The sequence below is a fragment of the Streptomyces shenzhenensis genome, assembly GCF_021462265.1.
Lineage (GTDB): Bacteria > Actinomycetota > Actinomycetes > Streptomycetales > Streptomycetaceae > Streptomyces > Streptomyces shenzhenensis.
In genome coordinates this window covers 25,889-46,462 of record NZ_JAJONF010000029.1, presented here as the reverse complement: position 1 = coordinate 46,462, position 20,574 = coordinate 25,889, and the positions used below count along the sequence as shown (strand labels likewise).

Below are 20,574 nucleotides of genomic sequence, written 5' to 3'. Positions count from 1 at the left end.
CAAGGGGACGAGGCCGTGGGCACACGGGCGAGTACGGGTGCATCGTGGCTTGCCGCGCCCCCGCGGCGGAGCCGCACATTGACACAGCCCCGCGCGCCTGAAGGGGCGCGCTGCGGTCAGAGTGTCCTGAGAAGTACCGATGGCTGTTCCACGCAGTCGGCCACGTAGCGGAGGAATCCGCCCGCCGTGCCGCCGTCGCAGACCCGGTGGTCGAAGGTGAGTGACAGTTGCACCACCTGGCGGACCGCCAACTCGCCCTCGTGGACCCAGGGCTTGGGAGTGATGCGGCCCACGCCCAGCATCGCCGCCTCGGGGTGGTTGATGATCGGGGTGGAGCCGTCGACGCCGAAGACGCCGTAGTTGTTCAGGGTGAAGGTGCCGCCGGTGAGTTCGGCGGGGGTGAGGCTGCCGGCGTGGGCCGCCTCGGTCAGGCGGGCGAACTCGGCCGTCAGGGACTCGGCGTCGCGGGTGTGGGCGTCCTTGACGACGGGGACGACCAGGCCGCGGTCGGTCTGGGCGGCGAAGCCGAGGTGGACGTGGTCGAGTCGGACGATCTCGCGGGCCTCGACGTCGACGTAGGAGTTCAGCTCGGGGTGGCGGGCCAGGGCGGCGGTGCAGATCCGGGCGAGGAGCGCGAGGAGGGAGATCCTCGGGCCCGGCGCCGCGTTCATCACGGTGCGCGCGCGCATCAGTTCGGTCGCGTCGGCGTCCACCCAGCACGTCGCGTCGGGGATCTCCCGGCGGCTGCGGGAGAGCTTGTCGGCGACCGCGCCCCGGATGCCCTTGAGTGGCGTGCGGGTGCCGGCGGGAGCGGTCGAGGCGGCGGGCGGGGTCCTGAGGGTGGCGGCGCGGGCCGCGCTGACCCGCAGGGCGTCCTCGACGTCGGCCCGCAGGATCAGGCCGTCGGGGCCCGAGCCGGACAGCCCGCGCAGGTCCAGGTTGTTGTCCCGGGCGAGGCGGCGGACCAGGGGGGAGATCACCGGGACGGGGCCGTCGGTGAGCGTGGTGGCGGGTGCGGGCACGTGCGCGTGGGGCGCCGTCGCCGTGACGGCGGCCTGCGGCACCGGTTCCGGGGCAGTGACCGGGCCGGCCGTGCCGCCCGCCCGCTCCGGGGCGGCGTTGCGGATCCGGCGGCGGCGCGCCGGAGGCGCCCCCGTGCCGTATCCCACCAGGACGTTGCCGGAGCCCTCCGCCTCGGGGACCGTGGCTGCCTCGCCGACGGCGACCGTCAGGAGCGGGGCGCCGACGGGCAGTTCGGTGCCCTCCTCGCCGAAGCGGGCGGTGACCACACCGCCGTAGGGGCAGGGGACCTCGACCATCGCCTTCGCCGTCTCGACCTCGACGACCGGCTGGTCGATCGCGACGACCTCGCCGACCTGGACCAGCCAGGTGACGATCACCGCCTCGGTCAGCCCCTCCCCGAGGTCGGGCAGTTTGAACTCCAGCACCTGTGCCATCAGCCCTCGGCCTCCCATTGCAGACGCGCCACCGCGTCCAGGATGCGGTCGACGCCGGGCAGGTGGTGGCGCTCCAGCATCGGCGGCGGGTAGGGAATGTCGAACCCGGCCACGCGCAGCACCGGCGCCTCCAGATGATGGAAGCAGCGCTCGGTCACGCGTGCCGCGATCTCCCCGCCCGGGCCGCCGAACCCGCCCGACTCGTGTACGACGACCGCGCGCCCGGTGCGCCGTACCGACGCGCAGACCGTGTCGTCGTCGAACGGCACCAGGGAGCGCAGGTCGACGACTTCCAGGTCCCAGCCCTCCGCCTGGGCGGCCTCGGCGGCTTCGAGGCAGACCGGTACGGACGGACCGTAGGTGATGAGCGTGGCGCTGCGCCCGGTTCGGCGCACCACCGCGCGGCCGATGGGTTCAACGTCCGTCGGCTGCTCGGGGTTCCAGGTGTCCTTGGACCAGTACAGGCGCTTGGGTTCGAGGAAGACGACCGGGTCGTCGGAGGCGATGGCCCGGCGCAGCAGGCCGTAGGCGTCGGCGACGGTCGCGGGGGTGACGACGTGGAGGCCGGGGGTGGCCATGTAGTAGGCCTCGGAGGAGTCGCTGTGGTGCTCGACGCCGCCGATGCCGCCGCCGTAGGGGACACGGACGGTGATCGGGAGGGGCATCCGGCCGCGGGTGCGGTTGCGCATCCGGGAGACGTGGCTGATGAGCTGCTCGAACGCGGGGTAGGCGAACGCGTCGAACTGCATCTCCACGACCGGGCGCAGTCCGTACATGGCCATGCCGACGGCGGTGCCGAGGATGCCGGCCTCGGCGAGCGGGGTGTCGGTGCAGCGGGTCTCGCCGAACTCCTTGGCGAGGCCGTCGGTGACCCGGAAGACCCCGCCGAGGGTGCCGACGTCCTCGCCCATGACGTGCACGGCGGGGTCGGCGGCCATGGCGTCGCGCAGCGCGCGCGTGAGGGCCTGGGCCATGGTGGCGGGCTTGACGGCGACGGTCGTCATCGCGCTCCGCCCTCCTGGTCCTGCCGCTCGGCCGCCAGCTCGGCACGGAGCAGGGCGCGCTGTTCGCGCAGTTGCGAGGTGGTCTCGGCGTACACCTGGTCGAACAGGTGCATGGGGTCGAGTTCGGGGTCGCGGTTCATGCGTGCGCGCAGGTCGGCGGCCATGGTCTCGGCGTCCTCGCGGGCACGTCGGACGGTGTCCTCGTCGAGGAGTCCGCGGTCGGTCAGCTCGCGCTCGAGGAGCAGGACCGGGTCGTGGTCGCGCCAGGCGTCGATCTCGGTGTCACCGCGGTAGCGGGTGGCGTCGTCGGCGTTGGTGTGGGCGTCGATCCGGTAGGTCACCGCCTCGACCAGGGTCGGGCCGCCGCCTTCGCGCGCGTGCCGTACGGCGTCGGTGAGGACCTCGTGCACGGCGGCCGCGTCGTTGCCGTCGACCAGGCGGCCCGGCACGCCGTATCCGACGGCCTTGTGGGCCAGGGAGGGGGCGGCGGTCTGCTTGGCGAGCGGGACGGAGATGGCGAAGCCGTTGTTCTGGACCAGGAAGACGACCGGGGCCTGCCAGACGGCGGCGAAGTTCAGGGCCTCGTGGAAGTCGCCCTCGCTGGTGCCGCCGTCGCCGACCATGGCAAGGGCGACCACGTCGTCGCCCTTGAGGCGGGCCGCGTGGGCGAGGCCGACGGCGTGCGGGAGCTGGGTGGCGAGGGGGGTGGAGAGGGGGGCCACGCGGTGGGCGTAGGGGTCGTAGCCGGTGTGCCAGTCGCCGCGCAGCAGGGTGAGCGCCTCGACGGGGTCCACGCCACGGGCGATCACCGCGAGGGTGTCCCGGTAGCTGGGGAAGAGCCAGTCGCGCTCCTCGAGGGCGAGCGCGGCGGCCACCTCGCAGGCCTCCTGGCCGGTGCTGGAGGGGTAGACGGCGAGGCGGCCCTGTTTGGTGAGGGCGGTGGCCTGGGCGTTGTACCTGCGGCCGCGCACGAGCTGGGCGTACAGCCGGCGCAGCAGCTCCGGATCGGCCTTGGCGGCCGCCTCCGTCCCGAGGACGCGGTACGGGCGCTCGTCGGGCAGCAGCGGCGCGGGGTCCGTCCGGGGCTGCCAGGCGGGCGGCGGCGCCGGGCGATACGCGCCGCGCTGCTCCATGACCGTCATGACGGCACCTCCTTGTGGGGGTGGCTACGGGAGACGGGACCTGTGACCCGTCTCACCTACCGATTGTTCGGTCGTCGGCACATTTTGGCTACAGGCGGCTTCAGGCTGTGGACAAACGGTTCTCCACAACCTGGAATGAACGCAGTACGTCCATGGTAGAGAGGCGGGGGGACATGGCACCTGAACAAATGGCCGAGGGCCCGCGGGATCACGCCGCACTGCCGCCCGCGCGCCCGCTGGACGCCATCGATCAGGACATCCTGCAGATCCTCCAGGCGGACGGCCGGGCGTCGATACGGTCGGTCGCCGAACGCGTCCACGTCTCGCGCGCCAACGCCTACGCGCGTATCAACCGGCTCGTCGAGGACGGGGTGATCCGCGGTTTCGGCGCCCGCGTGGACCATGAGCGGGCCGGCCAGGGCACCTCGGCCTACATCACGCTGAAGATCGTCCAGAACAGCTGGCGCACGGTCCGCGAGCAGTTGCGTCAGCTGCCCGGCGCCTCCCACATCGCCCTGGTGGGCGGGGACTTCGACGTGCTGCTTCTGGTGCACACCCCCGACAACCGGGCGCTGCGCGAGCTGGTGCTGACCCGGCTCCAGGCCATCCCCGAGGTGCTCAGCACCCGCACGTCGCTGGTGTTCGAGGAGGAGGACCTGGAGCCGCAGGGCTGAGTCAGTGGGCGCGCAGGCCCGAGAAGGCAAGCCGGGCGACCGCGTCCGCGACCTCGGGCGCGCTCGCGCCGCGCCCGTCCGGGCGGTACCACTCCACTATGGAGTTGACCATGCCGAAGACCAGCCGGGTCGCGAGGCGCACCTCCACGTCACCGCGTATGTCCCCCTCGGCGGCGGCCGCCTTGAGCAGGTCGGCCACCCGGTGGTCGAAGTCACGGCGCCGCTCCAGCGCCCACCGCTCGGTGCCGGTGTTGCCGCGCACCCGCAGCAGCAGCGTCACGTACGGCAGTTCGGTGATCAGCACCTCGACCATGCGCCGTACGACGTGCTCCAGGCGGTCGGCGGCGGGGCCCACGCGCGCGTGCTCCTCGTCGAGGATCGCGAACAGGCCGTCCAGGGCCCGGCTGACCGCGCGGCGCAGCAACTCCTCCTTGCCGGAGACGTGGTGGTAGATCGAGGACTTGGAGATGCCGGCGGCCTTGGAGAGGTGCTCCATGGAGGTGCCGTCGTAGCCGCGCTCGTTGAAGACCCGGACGGCCACCGAGAGCAGGGTCTCGGGGGTGTAGGTGTCACGCTTGGCGGTCGTCATGACGCGCCCTCCCGCTTCTCGGTGGCGTAGGCGTGGCGGTAGAGCGCGAGGGACGGCGCGTAGCGGCCGCTCGGATCGCGCAGGTGCAGGTCGTCGAGGAGGTCGTAGGCGAAGTCACGGCCGAGGCGACGGCTCCACTCGAAGGGGCCGAGCGGGTAGTTGACGCCCAGGCGCATCGCGGTGTCGATGTCCTCCTCGGTGGCGACGCCCTTGGCGACGGCGTCGTGCGCGAGGTCCACGATCCGGGCGACCGTACGGGCGACGATCATTCCGGGGACGTCGCCGATGACGCTGACCTGCTTGCCGAGCGCCTGGAAGAGGCCGATGGCCTCGCTGAGGGTCCTGGGCAGGGTGTCGTGTCCGGCGGACAGGGCGATCCGGGTGGCGCGGCGGTAGTCGAGGGCGAGGTCGAAGTAGACGACGTCCCGGAACTCCACCGAGGTCTGGCCGTCGGCGAGGGCGAGCTGGCCGCCGCTCGGCAGGACCAGCCGGGTGCCGTGGTCCTCGTCCTCCTCGCGGACCTGGATGCCGGCCTCGCGGATCATCGCGAGCAGCTCGGCCGCGGGGCCCAGGCCGCCCTCGGCGACGACGTAGGCGGGCCGGTCGGCGGGCTCGGCGGTGTGCGGCTCGGCGGCCTCGGCGCCGTCGGCGTAGTCGTACCAGCCGTGCCCGGTCTTGCGGCCGAGCCTGCCGGACTCGACCAGCCGGCGCTGGGCCAGGGAAGGCGTGAAGCGGACGTCCTGGAAGAAGGCCTGCCACACGGAGTGCGTGACGGACTCGTTGACGTCCTGGCCGATCAGGTCGGTCAGTTCGAAGGCGCCCATCCGGAAGCCGCCGCTCTCGCGCAGCACCGCGTCGATGGTGGCCGCGTCCGCGGCCTGCGCCTCGTAGACGGCGAACGCCTCGGCGTAGAAGGGCCGGGCGATGCGGTTGACGATGAAGCCGGGGGTGTCCGCGCAGGCGACCGGGGTCTTGCCCCAGGAGCGTGCGGTCTCGTACGCGCACGTGGCCGACGTGACGTCGGTGGCGAACCCGGAGACGACCTCCACCAGCGGCAGCAGCGGGGCCGGGTTGAAGAAATGCAGGCCGACCAGGCGGGAGGCGCCGCGCAGGGCGCCGCCGATGGCCGTCACCGACAGGGAGGAGGTGTTGGTGGCGAGCAGACAGTCCTCGCCGACGATGTCCTCCAGGGCCCGGAACAGCTCCTGCTTGGCCTCCAGCCGCTCCAGGACGGCCTCCACGACCAGCGAGCAGTCGGCGAACTCCGTGAGATCGCCGGCGGGCAGCAGCCGCGCGCGGGCGGCGTCCCGGGCGGCGGCCGTCATCCGGTCCTTCTCGACGAGCCGGTCGAGGCGGGCGCCGATCGCGGCGGCCGCCTCCACGGCCCGCCCGGGGACGGTGTCGTACAGCCGTACGGGATGGCCCGCGACGAGTGCGACCTGGGCGATGCCCTGGCCCATGGTGCCGGTGCCGACGACTCCCACGGTGCTGCTGAGGTCGAGTGCTGTCATGTGCGCGATCCTCCCGCACGGGGTTTTCCACAGATGCGGCAGGCCCCCTTGTCCCGACCGATCGTTCGGTTACTCTAACCCTGTCCGGCCGTTTCCGCCCAGGTCATGAGCTTCGAGGGGAGCTCATCAGACGAGGAGTTGGTCCCGCATGACCGCCGAACTCACCGCGCACGATCTGATCGCCAAGCACCGCTCCACGCTTGACCAGGCGCTGGAGGCGATCCGCACGCGCGCGTACTGGTCCCCCCACCCTGAGCACCCCAAGGCGTACGGGGAACACGGCAGCCTGGACGCGGCGGCCGGCAAGGCCGCCTTCGACGCCCTCCTCGGCACCCGCGTCGACCTCGGCCAGCCCGGCACCGACGACTGGACCGGCGGCGAGGTCTCCCCGTACGGCATCGAGCTGGGCGTGACCTACCCGCACGCGGACGTCGACACACTGCTGCCCGCGATGCGGGCCGGGCAGCCCGCCTGGCGCGACGCGGGCGCCGAGGCGCGGGCGCTGGTGTGCCTTGAGATCCTCAAGCGGATCAGCGACCGGACGCACGAGTTCGCGCACGCGGTCATGCACACCAGCGGCCAGGCCTTCATGATGGCGTTCCAGGCGGGCGGCCCGCACGCCCAGGACCGCGGTCTGGAGGCGGTGGCCTACGCCTACGCGGAGCAGGTCCGCACCCCCGACACCGCCGAGTGGACCAAGCCGCAGGGCAAGCGCGACCCGCTCGCGCTGACGAAGACCTTCAAGCCGGTCCCGCGCGGCATCGCGCTGGTCATCGGCTGCAACACGTTCCCGACCTGGAACGGCTACCCGGGCCTGTTCGCCTCCCTCGCCACCGGCAACGCGGTCCTGGTGAAGCCGCACCCGCGCGCGGTGCTGCCGCTCGCCCTCACCGTGCAGGTCGCCCGCCAGGTCCTCACCGAGGCCGGCTTCGACCCGAACCTGGTGGCGCTGACGACCGAGCGCCCCGGCGAGGGCATCGCCAAGACGCTCGCGACCCGCCCGGAGATCCGGATCATCGACTACACCGGCTCGACCGCCTTCGGCGACTGGCTGGAGGCCAACGCCCGGCAGGCGCAGGTCTACACGGAGAAGGCCGGCGTCAACACGGTCCTGGTCGAGTCGACCGACAACTACCAGGGGATGCTCTCCAACCTCGCCTTCTCGCTCTCCCTCTACAGCGGCCAGATGTGCACGACCCCGCAGAACCTGCTGATTCCCCGCGACGGCATCCGAACCGACGCGGGCCCCAAGACGTACGACGAGGTGGTCGCCGACATCGCCCGCGCCGTCGACGGCCTGCTCGGCGACGACGCCCGGGCGAACGCGCTGCTCGGCGCGATCGTCAACCCCGACGTCAAGGCCCGCCTGGAGGCCGCCGCGGAGCTCGGCGAGGTCGCCCTCGCCTCCCGCGAGGTCGCCAACCCGGAGTTCCCGGGCGCGGTCGTGCGGACGCCGGTGATCGTGAAGCTGGACGGGGCACGGAAATACTGGGAGGGGGCGGACGACGAGGCCGCCTACATGAGCGAGTGCTTCGGCCCGGTGTCCTTCGCCGTCGCCGTCGACTCCGCCGCCGACGCGGTGGAGCTGCTGCGGCGGACGGTCCGTGAGAAGGGCGCGATGACGGTCGGGGCGTACACGGTCGACGCGGAGGTGGAGCGGGCCGTGGAGGAGGTCTGCCTGGAGGAGGCGGCCCAGCTGTCGCTGAACCTCGTGGGCGGGGTGTACGTCAACCAGACGGCCGCCTTCTCCGACTTCCACGGCTCGGGCGGCAACCCGGCGGCCAACGCCGCGCTGTGCGACGGGGCGTTCGTGGCGAACCGGTTCCGGGTGATCGAGGTGCGCAGGGAGGCGTAGGCGCGCGGAGCGCGCGACCGGCCGATGTCCGTGGCAGGCAGCGGTTCCTGGCCTGGCTGTCACCGATGCGCCGGTCGCCGCCATCCCCTTGGCCGCCGCAACGGCGCTCGGCCACGACGGCGTTGGCCGGCGGTGCCGAGCCGGGCGGTGCCGCCGTCGCGGCTGACGGTTGTGGGGTCGGTGCGGCGCCGTCGGGGCTGGTCGCGCCCGCGCGGCGGCAGCCGCACATGCGATACAGCCCCGCGCCCCTGACGGGGGCGTCTCGGCCCGGCCCCCTTACAGGGCACTCCAGTGGTACAAGGTCATCGCCACGCTCGTCGCCAGGTTGTAGCTGCTCACCTGCGGGCGCATCGGCAGCCGTAGGAGATGGTCGGCACGTGTGCGCAGCTCGCCCGACAACCCGGTCCGCTCCGAGCCGAACGCGAGGATCGCGTCGTCGGGGAGCTTCGTCCCCCTGATGTCCTCGCCCTCCGGATCCAGGGCGTACAGCGGGCCCCGCGGCAGCTCCGCCACGGTCATCCGCTCCACGGCCGTGGCGAAGTGGAGGCCCGCGCCGCCGCGGACGACCGTCGGATGCCAGGGGTCGAGGGTCCCGGTCGTGATGACTCCCGTCGCCCCGAAGCCGGCCGCCAGGCGGATCACCGCGCCCGCGTTGCCCAGGTTGCGCGGCTCGTCGAGGACCACGATCGGGGCGGTGCGCGGGAGCCGGGCCAGCTCACGCAGGCCGGCCTCGCGGGACGGCCGTACGGCCAGGGCGGCCACGGCCGTGGGGTGCGGGCGCGGGACGAGGGACGCGTACGTCCGCGACGGCACCTCCGTCAGCAGCGCGGCCAGCGCCTCGGCCACGTCCGGGGCCAGCTCCCGCGCCAGGGTCAGCGCCGCCGCCCGGTCCGCCGTGACCGCCACCGGCACCTGTGCGCCGAAGCGCAGCGCGTGCTTGAGGGCGTGGAAGCCGTCGAGGAGGACGGCGGAGCCGGCCAGCCGCGCCCAGTGGTCCAGGGGGTCGGTCATGCCCCGAAGCCTACGCGTGGCTGCTCGTCGGCCTCGGGCAAGCGCTGCACCGGCAGCTCGGGACCGCTCCGGCGGAACACGCGCTCACGCGCGCGTGCCGCCCAGCCGCCGAGCCGGTGCAGGAAGGACGTCGGGAGGAAGACGGAGTCCGCCGCGATCATCGCCAGCGAGAAGAAGGGCAGACCGAGGACGACCGCGATCACCGCGTGCTCGGTCATCATCGCGGCCAGCAGCACGTTCTTCACCCGCCGGTTGAACAGCGTGAACGGGAAGGCGACCTGCACGATGACCGTCCCGTAGGTCACCAGCATCACCAGCGTCCCGTTGGCGGACATCAGGTCGGCGAGGGCCGGCCAGGGCGAGAAGTAGTCCAGGTGGAGCGGGTAGTAGACGGCGGTGCCGTCCTGCCAGCGGGAGCCCTGGATCTTGTACCAGCCGGCGGTGGCGTAGATCAGGCAGGCCTCGGCCATGATCACGAACAGGGCGCCGTTGTGCAGGATGTTGGCGATGACATCGAGCAGGATCCGGGGCTCGGGCGTGCGTGCCCAACGGCCGGCCGCCCACCACAGGGCGGCGCCCGCCCAGGTCGCCCACATCAGGGCCGGGACCAGCCAGCCGCCGCCGGTGCGGCCGGTGAGGGCCGCCACCAGCAGGACGAGACCCGATGCCGCCCACAGGGCGGGGCCCGCCCGGTCGGGGGCCACTCGCTCGCCACGCGCGCGTGCGGCACTCGTGCGGGCCGCCCGGCGCGCGTCCAGGGACCACACCTGGCCGCAGCGCGTGAACACCAGGTAGATGGACATCAGGTGCAGCACGTTGTCGCCGCCGTCGCCCACGAAGACGCTGCGGTTCTGCAGGGACAGCACCCCGATCATGAACAGCAGGGACGTGGCGCGGGTGCGCCAGCCCAGCACGAGCAGGGCGCCGGCGAGCACGGCGAGGAAGTAGCAGATCTCGAAGAACGCCTGGCCGTGGGAGGACAGCAGCGCCGTGAAGGCGTGGTTGTCGGCGGTCAGCTGCTGGGCGAGGCCGAAGCTCCACGGGGCGTCGGGGCCGTACAGCTCCTGGCGGTGCGGGTACTCGCGCAGCAGGAACAGCAGCCAGGTGCCGGCGAAGCCGATGCGGACGACGGCCGTCTGGTACGGGCCGAGGGCCGCCCCGGTGACCTGGGCGATGGCACGGGACAGGCACAGCGCGAGACGGTTCACCGCACACCGCCGTTCGCCTCGTCCGCCGTGACCGTCCACCAGGGCAGCACCCGGTAGACGGGCATGTCGGAGACCTTCTCACCGCTCCAGTCCGGTGGCGGCACGTTCGTGGTGCTGGAGCGCACCTGGACCCGCTCGATGGTGCCCTTCTGGCTCGTGGCGTCCCCCGCGTACATGCGCATCACGACGATCCGGCGCAGGTACTGCTCGGACAGGGAGCCGCGCAGGCCGATCGGGCGGTTGTCGGTGCCGTGCGTGGTCGTGAAGAAGTCCAGGGCCCGGCGCAGCTCGTTCTGCACGGTGTGGCTGGGCAGCAGGCTGCCGTCTATGGCCCTGCCGTCCTGTGCGGACAGATCGTTCCAGCCGGTCGTGGTCGTGGTGCCGCCCGGCATGAGCACGTCGGCGCGCACCTGCACGGCGATGTTCTGCTGCAGCGGGTTCGGGGCGAAGAGCTTCCAGTTCTGTTCGAACTCCGGGTACACCCACTCCTCGATCGCCTTGCCGTGCTGCTTGGTCACCGTGTTCGCCGGCGCCACGCTCAGGAACACCATCCCCAGGTGCACGCAGGCGGCGACGGCGACCAGGGCGAGGGCGAGGGCCGCGCCCACCTGGTAGCGGGGCGAGAGGGCGGCGACGCCGGTGCGAGGGAGGGCGGGTGCCCCTGCCGGAGAGACCGCAGAGACCGCAGAGACCGCAGAGACCGGGGGGACCGGAGCCGGTGGCGGGGCCGGTGGGGCGGACTCCGGCTCCGGACGCGTCCCGCTCGGGCTGTCCGGCCCGTGCCGGGCGTCCGCGCCCTCGTCGTACGCGTCGTCCATGCCGCCCCGTTCCCCGATCCCGTCACGCCGGCCGGGCGGCCGATCCGCGACCGCCCGGTGTGCCGCTGCCCGGCACTCGCACGGAACGGTACTCAGCACCGGCCGCCGGGCGCAGCCCCGCGGGCGAGGCCGACGGCGTGGTCATCGCCACTCCGGGAGGGCCGGCGGCCCCTCCGGAGCGGGGCATCGGGGCCCTGGGCCCGAGATCACCCCAGGTCATAAGGCACCCGGGCCCGGCCCCGGTCGCTCTCCCGCGAGTTTTCCACAGGTCGCGGCCGGCTTTTTCCACAGGGGTTGATCGCTCGGGCGGGCCCGGCCACCATGGGAATGGCCGGAACCGAACGATCGGACGGGAGGGGGAGACCACGAGACGCCGGGACGGCGTCCGGGTCAGGCGGTCGCGCTCCGGGCGTGCAGCATGCGGCGGACGGCGTCCGCGCGTTCCAGGAGGGTGTTGCGGACCACGGGGGCCGCTTCCCGGGCCGTCCGCCGGGCTTTCTCGATGTACGCGGCATCGACGGCGTACGGCGGGAAGAGGCGGGAGGCGTAGGTCATCGCCGGGATCATGCCGCCCTGGTGCAGCTGGGGGACGGCGGCCAGGTAGCGCTCGGCGTAGGGGGCGAGCGGGGCGTCCTGGCCGGGGCGCCAGAAGGCGGCCGCCACCGGGGCGACCGCGTGGACGGGCACCTCGCGGTCCACGGCCAGCCGCTGCCAGACCTCGTCCTTCGCGGCCGGGTCGGGCAGGGCGGCGCGGACCGTGAGGGCGCGCACCCAGGCGTCGGGGTCGGGGTCGCGTTCGAGCAGGGCGGCGGACCGGGCGGTGATGTCGCCGCCGAGTTCGGCTTCGCGGACGAGGGCGCGCCAGTGCAGGTCGACGTCGTCGCCGGCCTGCTCGCGGAGCCAGGCCAGGTCCTCGGCGCCGGACGCGGTGCGGGCGAGGCCGCGCAGGGCGACCTGGCGGCGGCCCGGATCGGCGGCGAGCCATCGGCAGGTCGCGGCCACGGCCTGTGCCAGGGCGGGGCGTTCCGCGGCGGGCGCCCAGAGTTCGGCGATGTTGATGACGAGCGTGAGGTAGGGCTCGATCACGGCGTCGGAGGTCTCGGCCGCGAGGACCGCGGTGAGGCAGCGTCCGGCCTCGGCGGCCGTGGCCTCGCCGGCCGTGAGCATGTCCCAGACGGTGGCGGCGGCCGCGCCCCGGGAGATGGCCGTGGGCAGTTGGGCCGCCGCGCGGAAGAGGGTGTCCCGGGTGGCGGGGTCCGGGCGGGTGGTGGCGAAGGTGAGGTCGTCGTCGTTGATCAGGAGGAGGTCGGACGTGGCGGGAAGACCGGTGACGGGGGTACGGCCCTCGGTCACCTCCACGCGGACCAGCGCGGTGCGTCGCAGGCCGTCGTCGGCGCGGTCGTACGCGCCGACCGCCAGAACCTGGGGGCGCGGGTCGCCGTCGGCGACCAGGGTGACCGCGTCGCCGTCGTGCTGCAGGGTGAAGCGGTCGGTGCCGGCGGTCTCCAGCCAGGCCTTGCGCCAGGCCGCGAGGTCGCGGCCGCTGGCCTCGGCGAGGGCGTCGATCAGGTCCTGGAGGGTGGTGGTGCCCCAGGCGTGGCGGGCGAAGTAGGCGGCCATGCCGGTGCGGAAGCGGTCCTCGCCGACGTAGGTCATCAGCTGCAGGAGGACGGAGGCGCCCTTGGGGTAGGTGATGTTGTCGAAGATCGACGCGGCCTGGGCGACGTCGTGGATGGGCTGGTGGATCGGGTGCGAGACGGGGCCCTGGTCGGAGAGGTACGCCCTGACCTTGCCGCCGAGGAGGTGGCCGGCCCACGCGTCGGTGTAGCGGGTGGCGCCCTCGGCGGCCCAGTGGCAGGCGAACTCGGCGAAGGCCTCGTTCAGCCAGAGGTCGTCCCACCAGCGCATGGTGACGATGTTGCCGAACCACATGTGCGCCATCTCGTGCAGCAGCACCACCGCGAGCAGCTCGCGCTCGGCGGGCGTCGGCGTGGCCCGCCGCAGGAAGCCGTCCGACCAGGTCACACAGCCGTAGTTCTCCATCGCGCCGCCGAACTCGGGCATGAAGACCTGGTCGTACTTGCGCTGCGGGAACGGCATCGCGAAGGCCTCGGCGTAGAAGGCGAGGCCCTGGCGGGTGAGGGTGAAGATCTCGTCGGCGTCGCGTTCGAGGACCTCGGCGAGCGAGCGGCGGGCGTAGATGCCGAGGTCGTGGCCGTCGGCCTCGCGGCGGATCCCGTGGAAGGGGCCGGCGTTGACGACGGTGTTGTACACGGACAGCGGCGGGGTGTCCGGGAAGCTCCAGCGGCGGGCGGCGCCCTGCTCCTCGATCCGCGGGTCACCGGAGTTGCTGAGGACGGTCCAGGCGGCCGGGGCCGTGACCGTGAAGGCGTGTGGGGCCTTGAGGTCGGGCTGGTCGAAGCAGGCCCAGACGAAGCGGGCCTCGTCGGGTTCGAAGCTCGTCCAGACGTAGACCTCGCCGTCGGCGGGGTCGGTGGCCTTGTGCACGCCCTCGCCGGTGGCCGTGTCGGCCTGGACGCTCTCGACGCGCAGCACGTTGTGCGCGGCCAGGCCGGGCAGCGGGATCCGGCCGTCACCGGAGGGGGTGAGGGGGGTGCCGTTCAGGGTGGCCGCGCGGACCTCGGCCGCGCAGTCGACGAACGTCTCGGCGCCCGGTTCGGAACAGGTGAAGGTCACCGTGGAGACGCAGCGGATCTCCGGCCCGGCGGGCAGGGCCGTGAGGTCGATGTCGACGTCGTACCGCTCGACCGTGATCAGTGCGGCCCGGCGTTCGGCCTCGGTACGGGTCAGGCTGCGGATCCCCATGTGTCCTCCCTTGTGTGTCCGTCCCCCATTGGCGGACAGCGGCCGTCAGCCTATGACGGGAGGAGCTGGTGATCGCAGCGGTTTTCAGGTTCCCTTCTTCTAGAACCTGTTCTATCTTGACGGACCGTCAGATCAGCGGGACCGCCGGGAGGACAGGACCGTGGACTTCACCTTCACCGAGGAGCAGTTGGCGGCGGCCGAGGCGGCGCGCGGGGTGTTCGCGGGGGTGGCGCCGGACGGGGTGCCGAGCCCGGCGCTGACCACCGGTGCCGTGGCCGAGGGCTTCGACCGGGAACTGTGGGACAGGCTGGCGGGCGCGGATCTGCTGAGCCTGCTGCTGGGCGAGGAGTACGGCGGGGCCGGGCTGGACGCCATCGCGCTGTGCCTGGTGCTGCGGGAGTCGGCGAAGGTACTGGCCAGGGTGCCGTTGCTGGAGCACAGCGCGGCGCTCGCGGCCGTACAGAGGTATGGGGCGGCGCAGTTGCGGGACCGGCTGGCGGCGCGGGCGGGGCGAGGCGAGCTGGTGCTGACCGTCGCCGCGAGCGGGCGCACCGGGCACGACCCGGCGGAGCTGGCGGTGACCGCGCGGCGGGACGGTGACGGCTGGGTGCTGGACGGGATGCAGACGGCGGTGCCGTGGGTGTACGACGCCGATCTCGTCGTCGTACCGGCGCGCACGGAGGCGGACCGGAGCGTGCTGGCGCTGGTGGCGCCGGGAGGCGAGGGGGCCACGGCCGGGCTCGCGGTCACCGAACAGGTGTCGACCAGTGGGGAACGGTTCGGGGAGCTGCGGCTGGAGTCGGCGCGGGTCGCCGGGCGGGACGTGGTGGTGGCGGAGGAGGCCTGGGAGTGGCTGCGGGAACTGCTGGTGACCGGGACGTGCGCGCTGGCGCTCGGGCTGGGTGAGCGGGTGCTGCGCTTGACCAGCGAGTACGCGGGGAAGCGGGAGCAGTTCGGGTATCCGATCGCCACGTTCCAGGCGGTCGCCGTGCAGGCCGCCGACCGGTACATCGACCTGCGGGCCATGGAGGCGACGCTGTGGCAGGCGGCGTGGCGGATCGCGTCGGGGGCGGCCGGGGCACTGCCGGCGGCCGGGGATGTGGCGGTGGCGAAGGTGTGGGCGGCCGAGGGGGTGCGGCGGGTGGTGCAGACCGCCCAGCATCTGCACGGGGGGTTCGGGGCCGACACCGAGTACGTGCTGCACCGGTACCACGCTTGGGCCAAGCAGATCGAGCTGGCGCTCGGGGGAGCCGGGGCGTATGAGGAGGAGTTGGGGGATCTGCTGGCCGCGCACCCGTTGGGCTAGTGCTGTGGCCGGGAAGGTTTGCCGGAAAGCTCGCGGCGTCCGGTGCGGTGCATCGCAAGGCGGAGCATCGCCCGCGTACTGGATGTACTCGGGTGATGCGACAACGCGGCGAGGTGCCGTGCCGGGCGTCGCGAGCCGGTGAACCTTTCCGGTCGCAGCACTAGCGGAAAGGACAAGGAAAGCAGGAAAAGCGGGGTGCGCTCGGTGATGCGGAACCCGCGGCCCGGTGGGGGCCGGCCGCGCAGTTCCCCGCGCCCCCGAAGGGGGCGTTTCAGCGCCGGCGCTGTCAGGTTCCCCTCAGACGACGAAGCCCGGTTCTCCCCCGTCAGTGACGACCTCGCGGCCCGCTGCCTGCCATACCTGCATGCCGCCGTCCACGTTCACCGCGTCGACGCCCTGTTGGGCCAGGTACATCGTGACCTGGGCCGAGCGGCCGCCGGAGCGGCAGATGACGTGGACGCGGGCGTCCTGGGGGGCCGCCTCGGTGAGCTCGCCGTAGCGGGCCACGAGCTCGCTCATCGGGATGTGCAGGGCGCCGGCGGCGTGGCCCGCCTGCCACTCGTCGTCCTCGCGGACGTCCAGCACGAAATCGCCGTCCTTGAGGTCCTCGACCCCGACCGTGGGCACACGCGCTGCGAAGTTCATGTCCCCGACGCTACCCGACGGGGGCGGAGCGCTACTCCTGGGTCAGCAGGGCCGCCAGTTGCGCCTCGCGTTCGGTGACGTCCTGCTGGAGCCGCTCGGCGATCTCGTCGAGGAGGCCGTCGGGGTCGTCCGGGGCCAGCCGGAGGAGGCCGGCGATGGGGCCGTTCTCCAGTTCCTTGGCGACCAGGGCGAGCAGTTCCTTGCGCTCGGAGAGCCATTCGAGGCGGGCGTAGAGCTCCTCGGCGCGGCTCGGCCTGCGCTCCGGGGGGACCGGGCCGGCCGCCCACTCCTCGGCCAGCTCCCGCAGCAGCGCCTCGTCGCCGCGGGCGTAGGCCGCGTTGACCCGGCTGAGGAACTCCTCGCGCCGCTCCTGCTCGGCCTCGTCCTGCACCAGGTCGGGGTGGGCCTTGCGGGCCAGCTCGCGGTAGAGCCGGCGGGCCTCCTCGCTGGGGCGGACCCGCTGCGGAGGCCGGACCTCCTGCTCGGTGAGCATCGCGACGGCCTCCGGGAACAGGCCGTCGCCGTCCATCCAGCCGTGCATCAGCTCCTCGACGCCGGGGATGGGCAGGACCCGGGCCCGGGCCTCCTCGGCGGCGCGGATGTCCTCGGGGTCGCCGGTGCGGGCGGCCTTGGCCTCGGCGATCCGCGCGTCGAGTTCCTCGATGCGCAGATAGAGGGGGCCGAGCTTCTGTTCGTGCAGGCGGGAGAAATTCTCCACCTCGACGCGGAAGGTCTCGACCGCGATCTCGTACTCGATCAACGCCTGCTCGGCGGCCCGCACGGCCCGCTCCAGCCGTTCCTCGGGCCGCGGTGCCTGGGACTGCTCAGCTTCCGGGGTCGTCACCCGACCAGCCTAGGGCCTGTCGCCGCCGACGGTGGCCGGGACCCACTCGGCGAGCCCGAAGCCGGAGCCCGAAGCTCGAAGCCCGAAGCCCGAGCCCGAAGCCGGAGCCCGGAGGTAACGCGGGTCACACCCCGAGCTCCGCCGCTATCCGGCCCGCCCGCACCGCGGCCGCCAGTTCCGCGTGGTCCGCCTCCGTGCGGTCGGCGTAGGCCACCGCGAACGCGGCGATCGCCTCGTCCAGTTCCTCGTTCTTGCCGCAGTAGCCGGCGATCAGGCGCGGGTCGGCGCTGTGCGAGTGGGCGCGGGCCAGCAGGGCGCCGGTCATCCTGCCGTAGTCGTCGATCTGGTCGGGGGCGAGGGCGGCCGGGTCGACGCTGCCCTTGCGGTTGCGGAACTGGCGGACCTGGAAGGGACGGCCGTCCACCGTGGTCCAGCCGAGCAGGATGTCGCTGACCACCTGCATCCGCTTCTGCCCGAGGACCACCCGGCGGCCCTCGTGGTCGACGGCCGGCGTCTCGAAACCGGCCGTGGCGAGATGGGGGACGAGCGCGGACGGGCGGGCCTCCTTGACCTGGAGGATCAGCGGCTCGCCGCGGTGGTCGAGGAGGAGGACCACGTAGGACCGGGTGCCGACACTGCCGGTGCCGACGATCCGGAAGGCGACGTCGTGCGGGGCGTGCCGGGCGAGCAGCGGGTGGCGGTCCTCGGAGAGCGTGGTGACGTAGTGCTCCAGGGCCGCGGCGACCGCCTCCGCCTCCGCGTCCGGGACCCGGCGCAGCACCGGGAGGGCGTCGACGAAGCGGCGGCCGCCGTCCTCGGTGGGCTCGGTGGAGCGGGCCGCGAACCGGCCGCTGGTGTTGGCGCGGGCCTTCTCCGAGACCCGGCGCAAGGTGCCGAGCATGTCGTGGGCGTCGGAATGGGAGACCAGTTCCTCGTCGGCGATCGCGTTCCACGCGTCCAGCACCGGGAGTCTGGCCAGCAGGCGCATGGTGTGGCGGTAGGCGCCGGCCGCGTCGCCCGCGGCCTTGCGGCAGGTGTCCTCGTCGGCGCCCGCCTCCCGGCCGGCCAGCACCAGGGAGGCGGCGAGCCGCTTGAGGTCCCACTCCCAGGGGCCGAGCACCGTCTCGTCGAAGTCGTTCAGGTCGATGACGAGGTCGCCCTTCGGGTCGCCGTACAGGCCGAAGTTGGCCGCGTGGGCGTCGCCGCAGATCTGGGTGGCGATCCTGGTCATCGGGGTGCGGGCCAGGTCGTGCGCCATCAGGCCGGCCGAGCCGCGCAGGAACGCGAAGGGGCCGGCCGCCATCCTGCCGACCCTTATCGGGACCAGCTCGGGGATGCGGTCCCGGTTGGACTCCTCGACCGCGCGGACCGCGTCGGGGCGGGAGCCGTCCAGGTCCAGGGCGGCGTGGCTGCGGCGCGGTACCGCCGAACGCAGCGCCTTGCCCTCCTCCTTGGGGGAGCCCTTCGAGGGCCACCGCGCAAAGCCCCTGGGCGTGGGCAGCTTGCGCCCGCCCTGCGCCGTCAGCTCTTCCGGTCCGGTCACGTCGACCGCCTCCCCCGTACTCCGCGCACGCACGCGCACCAACATCAACTCGTGGAGACGGTACAGGTGGGGGCCGAAGCCCGTCAGACCCTGTGGACAACTCCGGGGCGGCCGGGGGGAGCGTGCAGGTCACACGGCATCTCCCGCGCGCGCCGCGGCCTGCCGGGCCCGGGCGACCATGCGGGCGGTACCGGCCAGGCCCGCAGCGCCGGCCAGACCGCGCCGGAGCACCTCGGAGGGGTCGCCCGCGCCGCCGGCGCGCACCGCGTCGGCGAAGTGGCGCATGTCCTTCTCCATGAGCGGGTGCACGTGCTCGGCCAGTTCCGGGGTGATGTCCCTGCCGAGGGAGCGCAGCGCGGCACTTCCGCCGCTGCTGGCGTTGATCACGTCGATCAGCGCGGTGAGGTCCAGGCCGGCCCGCGCGGCCAGACCGAGGACGTCCTCGGCGTTCTTCATGTTGGTGATGGTCAGCGCGTTGTTGAACAGCTTGGCGAACTGGCCCGCGCCGACCGGTCCCATCAGCGTGACGGTGTCGCTGAAAGCGTCGAACACGGGACGGGCCGCCTGGAACGCGTCCTCGGATCCCCCGGCGAAGGTGGTGAGGGTGCGGGCACGGGCGCCGGGGCTGCCGCCACTGACGGGTGCGTCGAGGTAGACACCTCCGGCCCGGGCCACGTGATCGCCGAGCCGGACCGCCTCGGCCGGGTCGCCGGTGCCATGGTTGACGATGATCGTCCCGGGGGCGACGGCGGCCAGCAGCCCCTGGCCGTCCAGCACATCCCAGAGGTCCGCGTCGTCGCGCAGGCACAGCCCGATCAGCCCGGCGGACGCCGCCAGTTCCGCCACGCCGCCGTGCACGGTGTGCGGGACCCCCTCCACCGCCGCGAGCGATGCCGGGCGCCGCGCCCACACGTGCAGCTCGAAGCCGCGCTCGCCGACGGCCTCCGCCATGGGCCCGCCCTGGTCACCGAGGCCGATGAAACCGACCCTGCTGATCGTCGTCATTGCATGTTCCTTCGTTGAACCTGATGCCTCGGATGGGGAACGGAAGACCGGCGCCCTGCGCCGAAACGGCCGGCCGGGGCCTTTCGCCGTTCAGCGGAGGACGTCGCTCGCCAGCTCCCACAGGCGCTCGGCGTTCTCCGGGTCCAGCGCGTACGGGGCCACGCCGGGGACGCCCGGTTCGGTGGGCCGGGCGTGGACGAGCGGCGCCTCGTTGACGTCCTCGAAGTAACGCCCGCCGACCCCTTCGGCCAGCGGGGAAGCGGCGAGGAACACGGTGGTCGCGGCACCCTGCTCTACCGTCTTGCGGTAGGGCTCGGGAGTCCGCAGGCCCCCGATGTGCCGCTGGAGGTTGGTGGCGATGGCACCCGGGTGCAGCGCGTTGGCCGTGATTCCGTCCCCGGACCAGCGCCGCTGCGCCTCGACGGCGAGCAGGACCCCGGCGGTCTTGGACTGGCCGTAGGCGGCGAGCGCGTCGTACGGACGGAAGCGGAAGTCGATGTCGTCGAAGACCACGGGCGAGTAGAGATGGCCGGTGGAGGAGACCGAGACCAGGCGTGCCCCGTCGCCACCGGCGAGAGCGCGGTGCAGCCCCAGGGCCAGGGCGAAGTGCCCCAGGTAGTTGGTGGCGAACTGCTGCTCGTGCCCGCCGGTGCCCCGCTCCAGCTCCGGCGGCATCATGATGCCGGCGTTGTTCACCAGGATGTGCAGCGGGCCCTGCCAGGCGGCGGTGAACGCCCGCACCGAGTCCAGGTCGGCCACGTCCAGGCGGGCGACGTGGACCGCGTCGTTCCCGGTGGCCCCGCGCAGGCCGGCCGCGACCTGCTCGCCCGCCTCCGGGCGGCGTACGGCGAGCGTGACCTCGGCGCCGTGGGCCGCCAGAGCGCGGGCGGTCTCGACGCCGATGCCCGAGTTGGCCCCCGTCACGATCGCCCGCCTGCCGGACAGGTCCACCCCTTCGATCACTTCCGAGGCGGTGCTGGCACGGTTGAACGGGGTGGTGAAGATGCTGGACATATGACGCATTCCTTCGGTCGCTCGTCTGTGCTGCCAGGCTGCGCCGAGCACCCGGGGACGCACCAGGACGGGTCGGGACTGGGACCGGCAGGGCCACCCGGGAACCAGGAAGCGTCCGTACG

At 73.2% G+C, this 20,574-nt stretch carries 17 protein-coding genes; 3 read left to right on the top strand and 14 right to left on the bottom strand.

The genetic code is table 11. The features are described from left to right. Positions 1–116: 116 nt before the first annotated feature. The 3 genes from LQ326_RS30760 to pdhA are packed head-to-tail and all read right to left on the bottom strand — an operon-like array spanning position 117 to position 3,603. A complete protein-coding gene (locus LQ326_RS30760) occupies positions 117–1,457 on the bottom strand; it encodes a dihydrolipoamide acetyltransferase family protein (RefSeq protein ID WP_234542315.1) in 1,341 nt (446 codons plus the stop codon). Next, positions 1,457–2,461, bottom strand: a complete 1,005-nt coding sequence (locus LQ326_RS30755) for an alpha-ketoacid dehydrogenase subunit beta (RefSeq protein ID WP_234542314.1) — start codon at positions 2,459–2,461, stop codon at positions 1,457–1,459. Before LQ326_RS30755 ends, LQ326_RS30760 begins: the two co-directional genes overlap by 1 nt. After that, positions 2,458–3,603 carry a pyruvate dehydrogenase (acetyl-transferring) E1 component subunit alpha gene (gene pdhA, locus LQ326_RS30750; protein WP_234542313.1) on the bottom strand — a complete coding sequence of 382 codons (1,146 nt, stop codon included), beginning with the start codon at positions 3,601–3,603 and terminating at the stop codon, positions 2,458–2,460. The genes LQ326_RS30755 and pdhA overlap by 4 nt, the downstream gene beginning before the upstream one ends. A gap of 173 nt (positions 3,604–3,776) precedes the next feature. Here pdhA and LQ326_RS30745 point away from each other — a divergent pair, with 173 nt between their 5' ends. Then, entirely contained in the window at positions 3,777–4,277 is a 501-nt protein-coding gene (locus LQ326_RS30745; RefSeq protein WP_372496996.1) for an Lrp/AsnC family transcriptional regulator, read from the top strand. A gap of 1 nt (position 4,278) precedes the next feature. Here the strand turns inward: LQ326_RS30745 and LQ326_RS30740 are convergent, their stop codons facing one another. Both LQ326_RS30740 and LQ326_RS30735 read right to left on the bottom strand, forming a co-directional pair. Beyond that, entirely contained in the window at positions 4,279–4,866 is a 588-nt protein-coding gene (locus LQ326_RS30740; protein ID WP_234542312.1) for a TetR/AcrR family transcriptional regulator, read from the bottom strand. Beyond that, a complete protein-coding gene (locus tag LQ326_RS30735) occupies positions 4,863–6,377 on the bottom strand; it encodes a 3-hydroxyacyl-CoA dehydrogenase (protein ID WP_234542311.1) in 1,515 nt (504 codons plus the stop codon). The genes LQ326_RS30740 and LQ326_RS30735 overlap by 4 nt, the downstream gene beginning before the upstream one ends. 148 nt (positions 6,378–6,525) lie before the next feature. Between LQ326_RS30735 and paaN the strand changes: the two genes are divergently transcribed. After that, positions 6,526–8,232 carry a phenylacetic acid degradation protein PaaN gene (paaN, locus tag LQ326_RS30730; RefSeq protein ID WP_234542310.1) on the top strand — a complete coding sequence of 569 codons (1,707 nt, stop codon included), beginning with the start codon at positions 6,526–6,528 and terminating at the stop codon, positions 8,230–8,232. A 276-nt stretch (positions 8,233–8,508) separates the two neighbouring features. Here the strand turns inward: paaN and LQ326_RS30725 are convergent, their stop codons facing one another. The 4 genes from LQ326_RS30725 to pepN all read right to left on the bottom strand — a co-directional run bounded on the left by LQ326_RS30725 (position 8,509) and on the right by pepN (position 14,095). After that, positions 8,509–9,243, bottom strand: coding sequence for a TrmH family RNA methyltransferase (locus LQ326_RS30725; protein ID WP_234542309.1), 735 nt, complete (start codon positions 9,241–9,243; stop codon positions 8,509–8,511). Further along, entirely contained in the window at positions 9,240–10,451 is a 1,212-nt protein-coding gene (locus LQ326_RS30720) for an HTTM domain-containing protein (protein WP_234542308.1), read from the bottom strand. The genes LQ326_RS30725 and LQ326_RS30720 overlap by 4 nt, the downstream gene beginning before the upstream one ends. Beyond that, positions 10,448–11,269: a DUF5819 family protein gene (locus LQ326_RS30715; RefSeq protein WP_234542307.1), complete on the bottom strand. Its 822-nt coding sequence runs from the start codon at positions 11,267–11,269 to the stop codon at positions 10,448–10,450. Before LQ326_RS30715 ends, LQ326_RS30720 begins: the two co-directional genes overlap by 4 nt. 390 nt (positions 11,270–11,659) lie before the next feature. Beyond that, a complete protein-coding gene (gene pepN, locus LQ326_RS30710; RefSeq protein WP_234542306.1) occupies positions 11,660–14,095 on the bottom strand; it encodes an aminopeptidase N in 2,436 nt (811 codons plus the stop codon). Positions 14,096–14,255: 160 nt separating this feature from the next. Between pepN and LQ326_RS30705 the strand changes: the two genes are divergently transcribed. Then, positions 14,256–15,401 carry an acyl-CoA dehydrogenase family protein gene (locus LQ326_RS30705; RefSeq protein ID WP_234542305.1) on the top strand — a complete coding sequence of 382 codons (1,146 nt, stop codon included), beginning with the start codon at positions 14,256–14,258 and terminating at the stop codon, positions 15,399–15,401. 297 nt (positions 15,402–15,698) lie between these two features. Here the strand turns inward: LQ326_RS30705 and LQ326_RS30700 are convergent, their stop codons facing one another. The 5 genes from LQ326_RS30700 to LQ326_RS30680 all read right to left on the bottom strand — a co-directional run bounded on the left by LQ326_RS30700 (position 15,699) and on the right by LQ326_RS30680 (position 20,452). Beyond that, entirely contained in the window at positions 15,699–16,028 is a 330-nt protein-coding gene (locus LQ326_RS30700; RefSeq protein ID WP_234542371.1) for a rhodanese-like domain-containing protein, read from the bottom strand. A 49-nt stretch (positions 16,029–16,077) separates the two neighbouring features. Continuing rightward, on the bottom strand, positions 16,078–16,890 hold the full coding sequence (locus LQ326_RS30695) for a hypothetical protein (RefSeq protein WP_234542304.1): 813 nt from the start codon (positions 16,888–16,890) through the stop codon (positions 16,078–16,080). A 124-nt stretch (positions 16,891–17,014) separates the two neighbouring features. Beyond that, positions 17,015–18,478 carry a DUF2252 domain-containing protein gene (locus tag LQ326_RS30690; protein ID WP_234542303.1) on the bottom strand — a complete coding sequence of 488 codons (1,464 nt, stop codon included), beginning with the start codon at positions 18,476–18,478 and terminating at the stop codon, positions 17,015–17,017. Between the two features lie 84 nt (positions 18,479–18,562). Beyond that, positions 18,563–19,438, bottom strand: coding sequence for an NAD(P)-dependent oxidoreductase (locus LQ326_RS30685; protein WP_234542302.1), 876 nt, complete (start codon positions 19,436–19,438; stop codon positions 18,563–18,565). 90 nt (positions 19,439–19,528) lie between these two features. Next, positions 19,529–20,452 carry an SDR family NAD(P)-dependent oxidoreductase gene (locus tag LQ326_RS30680; RefSeq protein WP_234542301.1) on the bottom strand — a complete coding sequence of 308 codons (924 nt, stop codon included), beginning with the start codon at positions 20,450–20,452 and terminating at the stop codon, positions 19,529–19,531. Positions 20,453–20,574 lie beyond the last annotated feature (122 nt).

Bases quoted from the DNA above. Each gene is read 5' to 3' on its own strand.
- LQ326_RS30760 (WP_234542315.1), bottom strand. From the start codon at position 1,457: ATGGCACAGGTGCTGGAGTTCAAACTGCCCGACCTCGGGGAGGGGCTG.
- LQ326_RS30755 (WP_234542314.1), bottom strand. From the start codon at position 2,461: ATGACGACCGTCGCCGTCAAGCCCGCCACCATGGCCCAGGCCCTCACG.
- pdhA (WP_234542313.1), bottom strand. From the start codon at position 3,603: ATGACGGTCATGGAGCAGCGCGGCGCGTATCGCCCGGCGCCGCCGCCC.
- LQ326_RS30745 (WP_372496996.1), top strand. From the start codon at position 3,777: ATGGCACCTGAACAAATGGCCGAGGGCCCGCGGGATCACGCCGCACTG.
- LQ326_RS30740 (WP_234542312.1), bottom strand. From the start codon at position 4,866: ATGACGACCGCCAAGCGTGACACCTACACCCCCGAGACCCTGCTCTCG.
- LQ326_RS30735 (WP_234542311.1), bottom strand. From the start codon at position 6,377: ATGACAGCACTCGACCTCAGCAGCACCGTGGGAGTCGTCGGCACCGGC.
- paaN (WP_234542310.1), top strand. From the start codon at position 6,526: ATGACCGCCGAACTCACCGCGCACGATCTGATCGCCAAGCACCGCTCC.
- LQ326_RS30725 (WP_234542309.1), bottom strand. From the start codon at position 9,243: ATGACCGACCCCCTGGACCACTGGGCGCGGCTGGCCGGCTCCGCCGTC.
- LQ326_RS30715 (WP_234542307.1), bottom strand. From the start codon at position 11,269: ATGGACGACGCGTACGACGAGGGCGCGGACGCCCGGCACGGGCCGGAC.
- pepN (WP_234542306.1), bottom strand. From the start codon at position 14,095: ATGGGGATCCGCAGCCTGACCCGTACCGAGGCCGAACGCCGGGCCGCA.
- LQ326_RS30690 (WP_234542303.1), bottom strand. From the start codon at position 18,478: ATGTTGGTGCGCGTGCGTGCGCGGAGTACGGGGGAGGCGGTCGACGTG.
- LQ326_RS30685 (WP_234542302.1), bottom strand. From the start codon at position 19,438: ATGACGACGATCAGCAGGGTCGGTTTCATCGGCCTCGGTGACCAGGGC.
- LQ326_RS30680 (WP_234542301.1), bottom strand. From the start codon at position 20,452: ATGTCCAGCATCTTCACCACCCCGTTCAACCGTGCCAGCACCGCCTCG.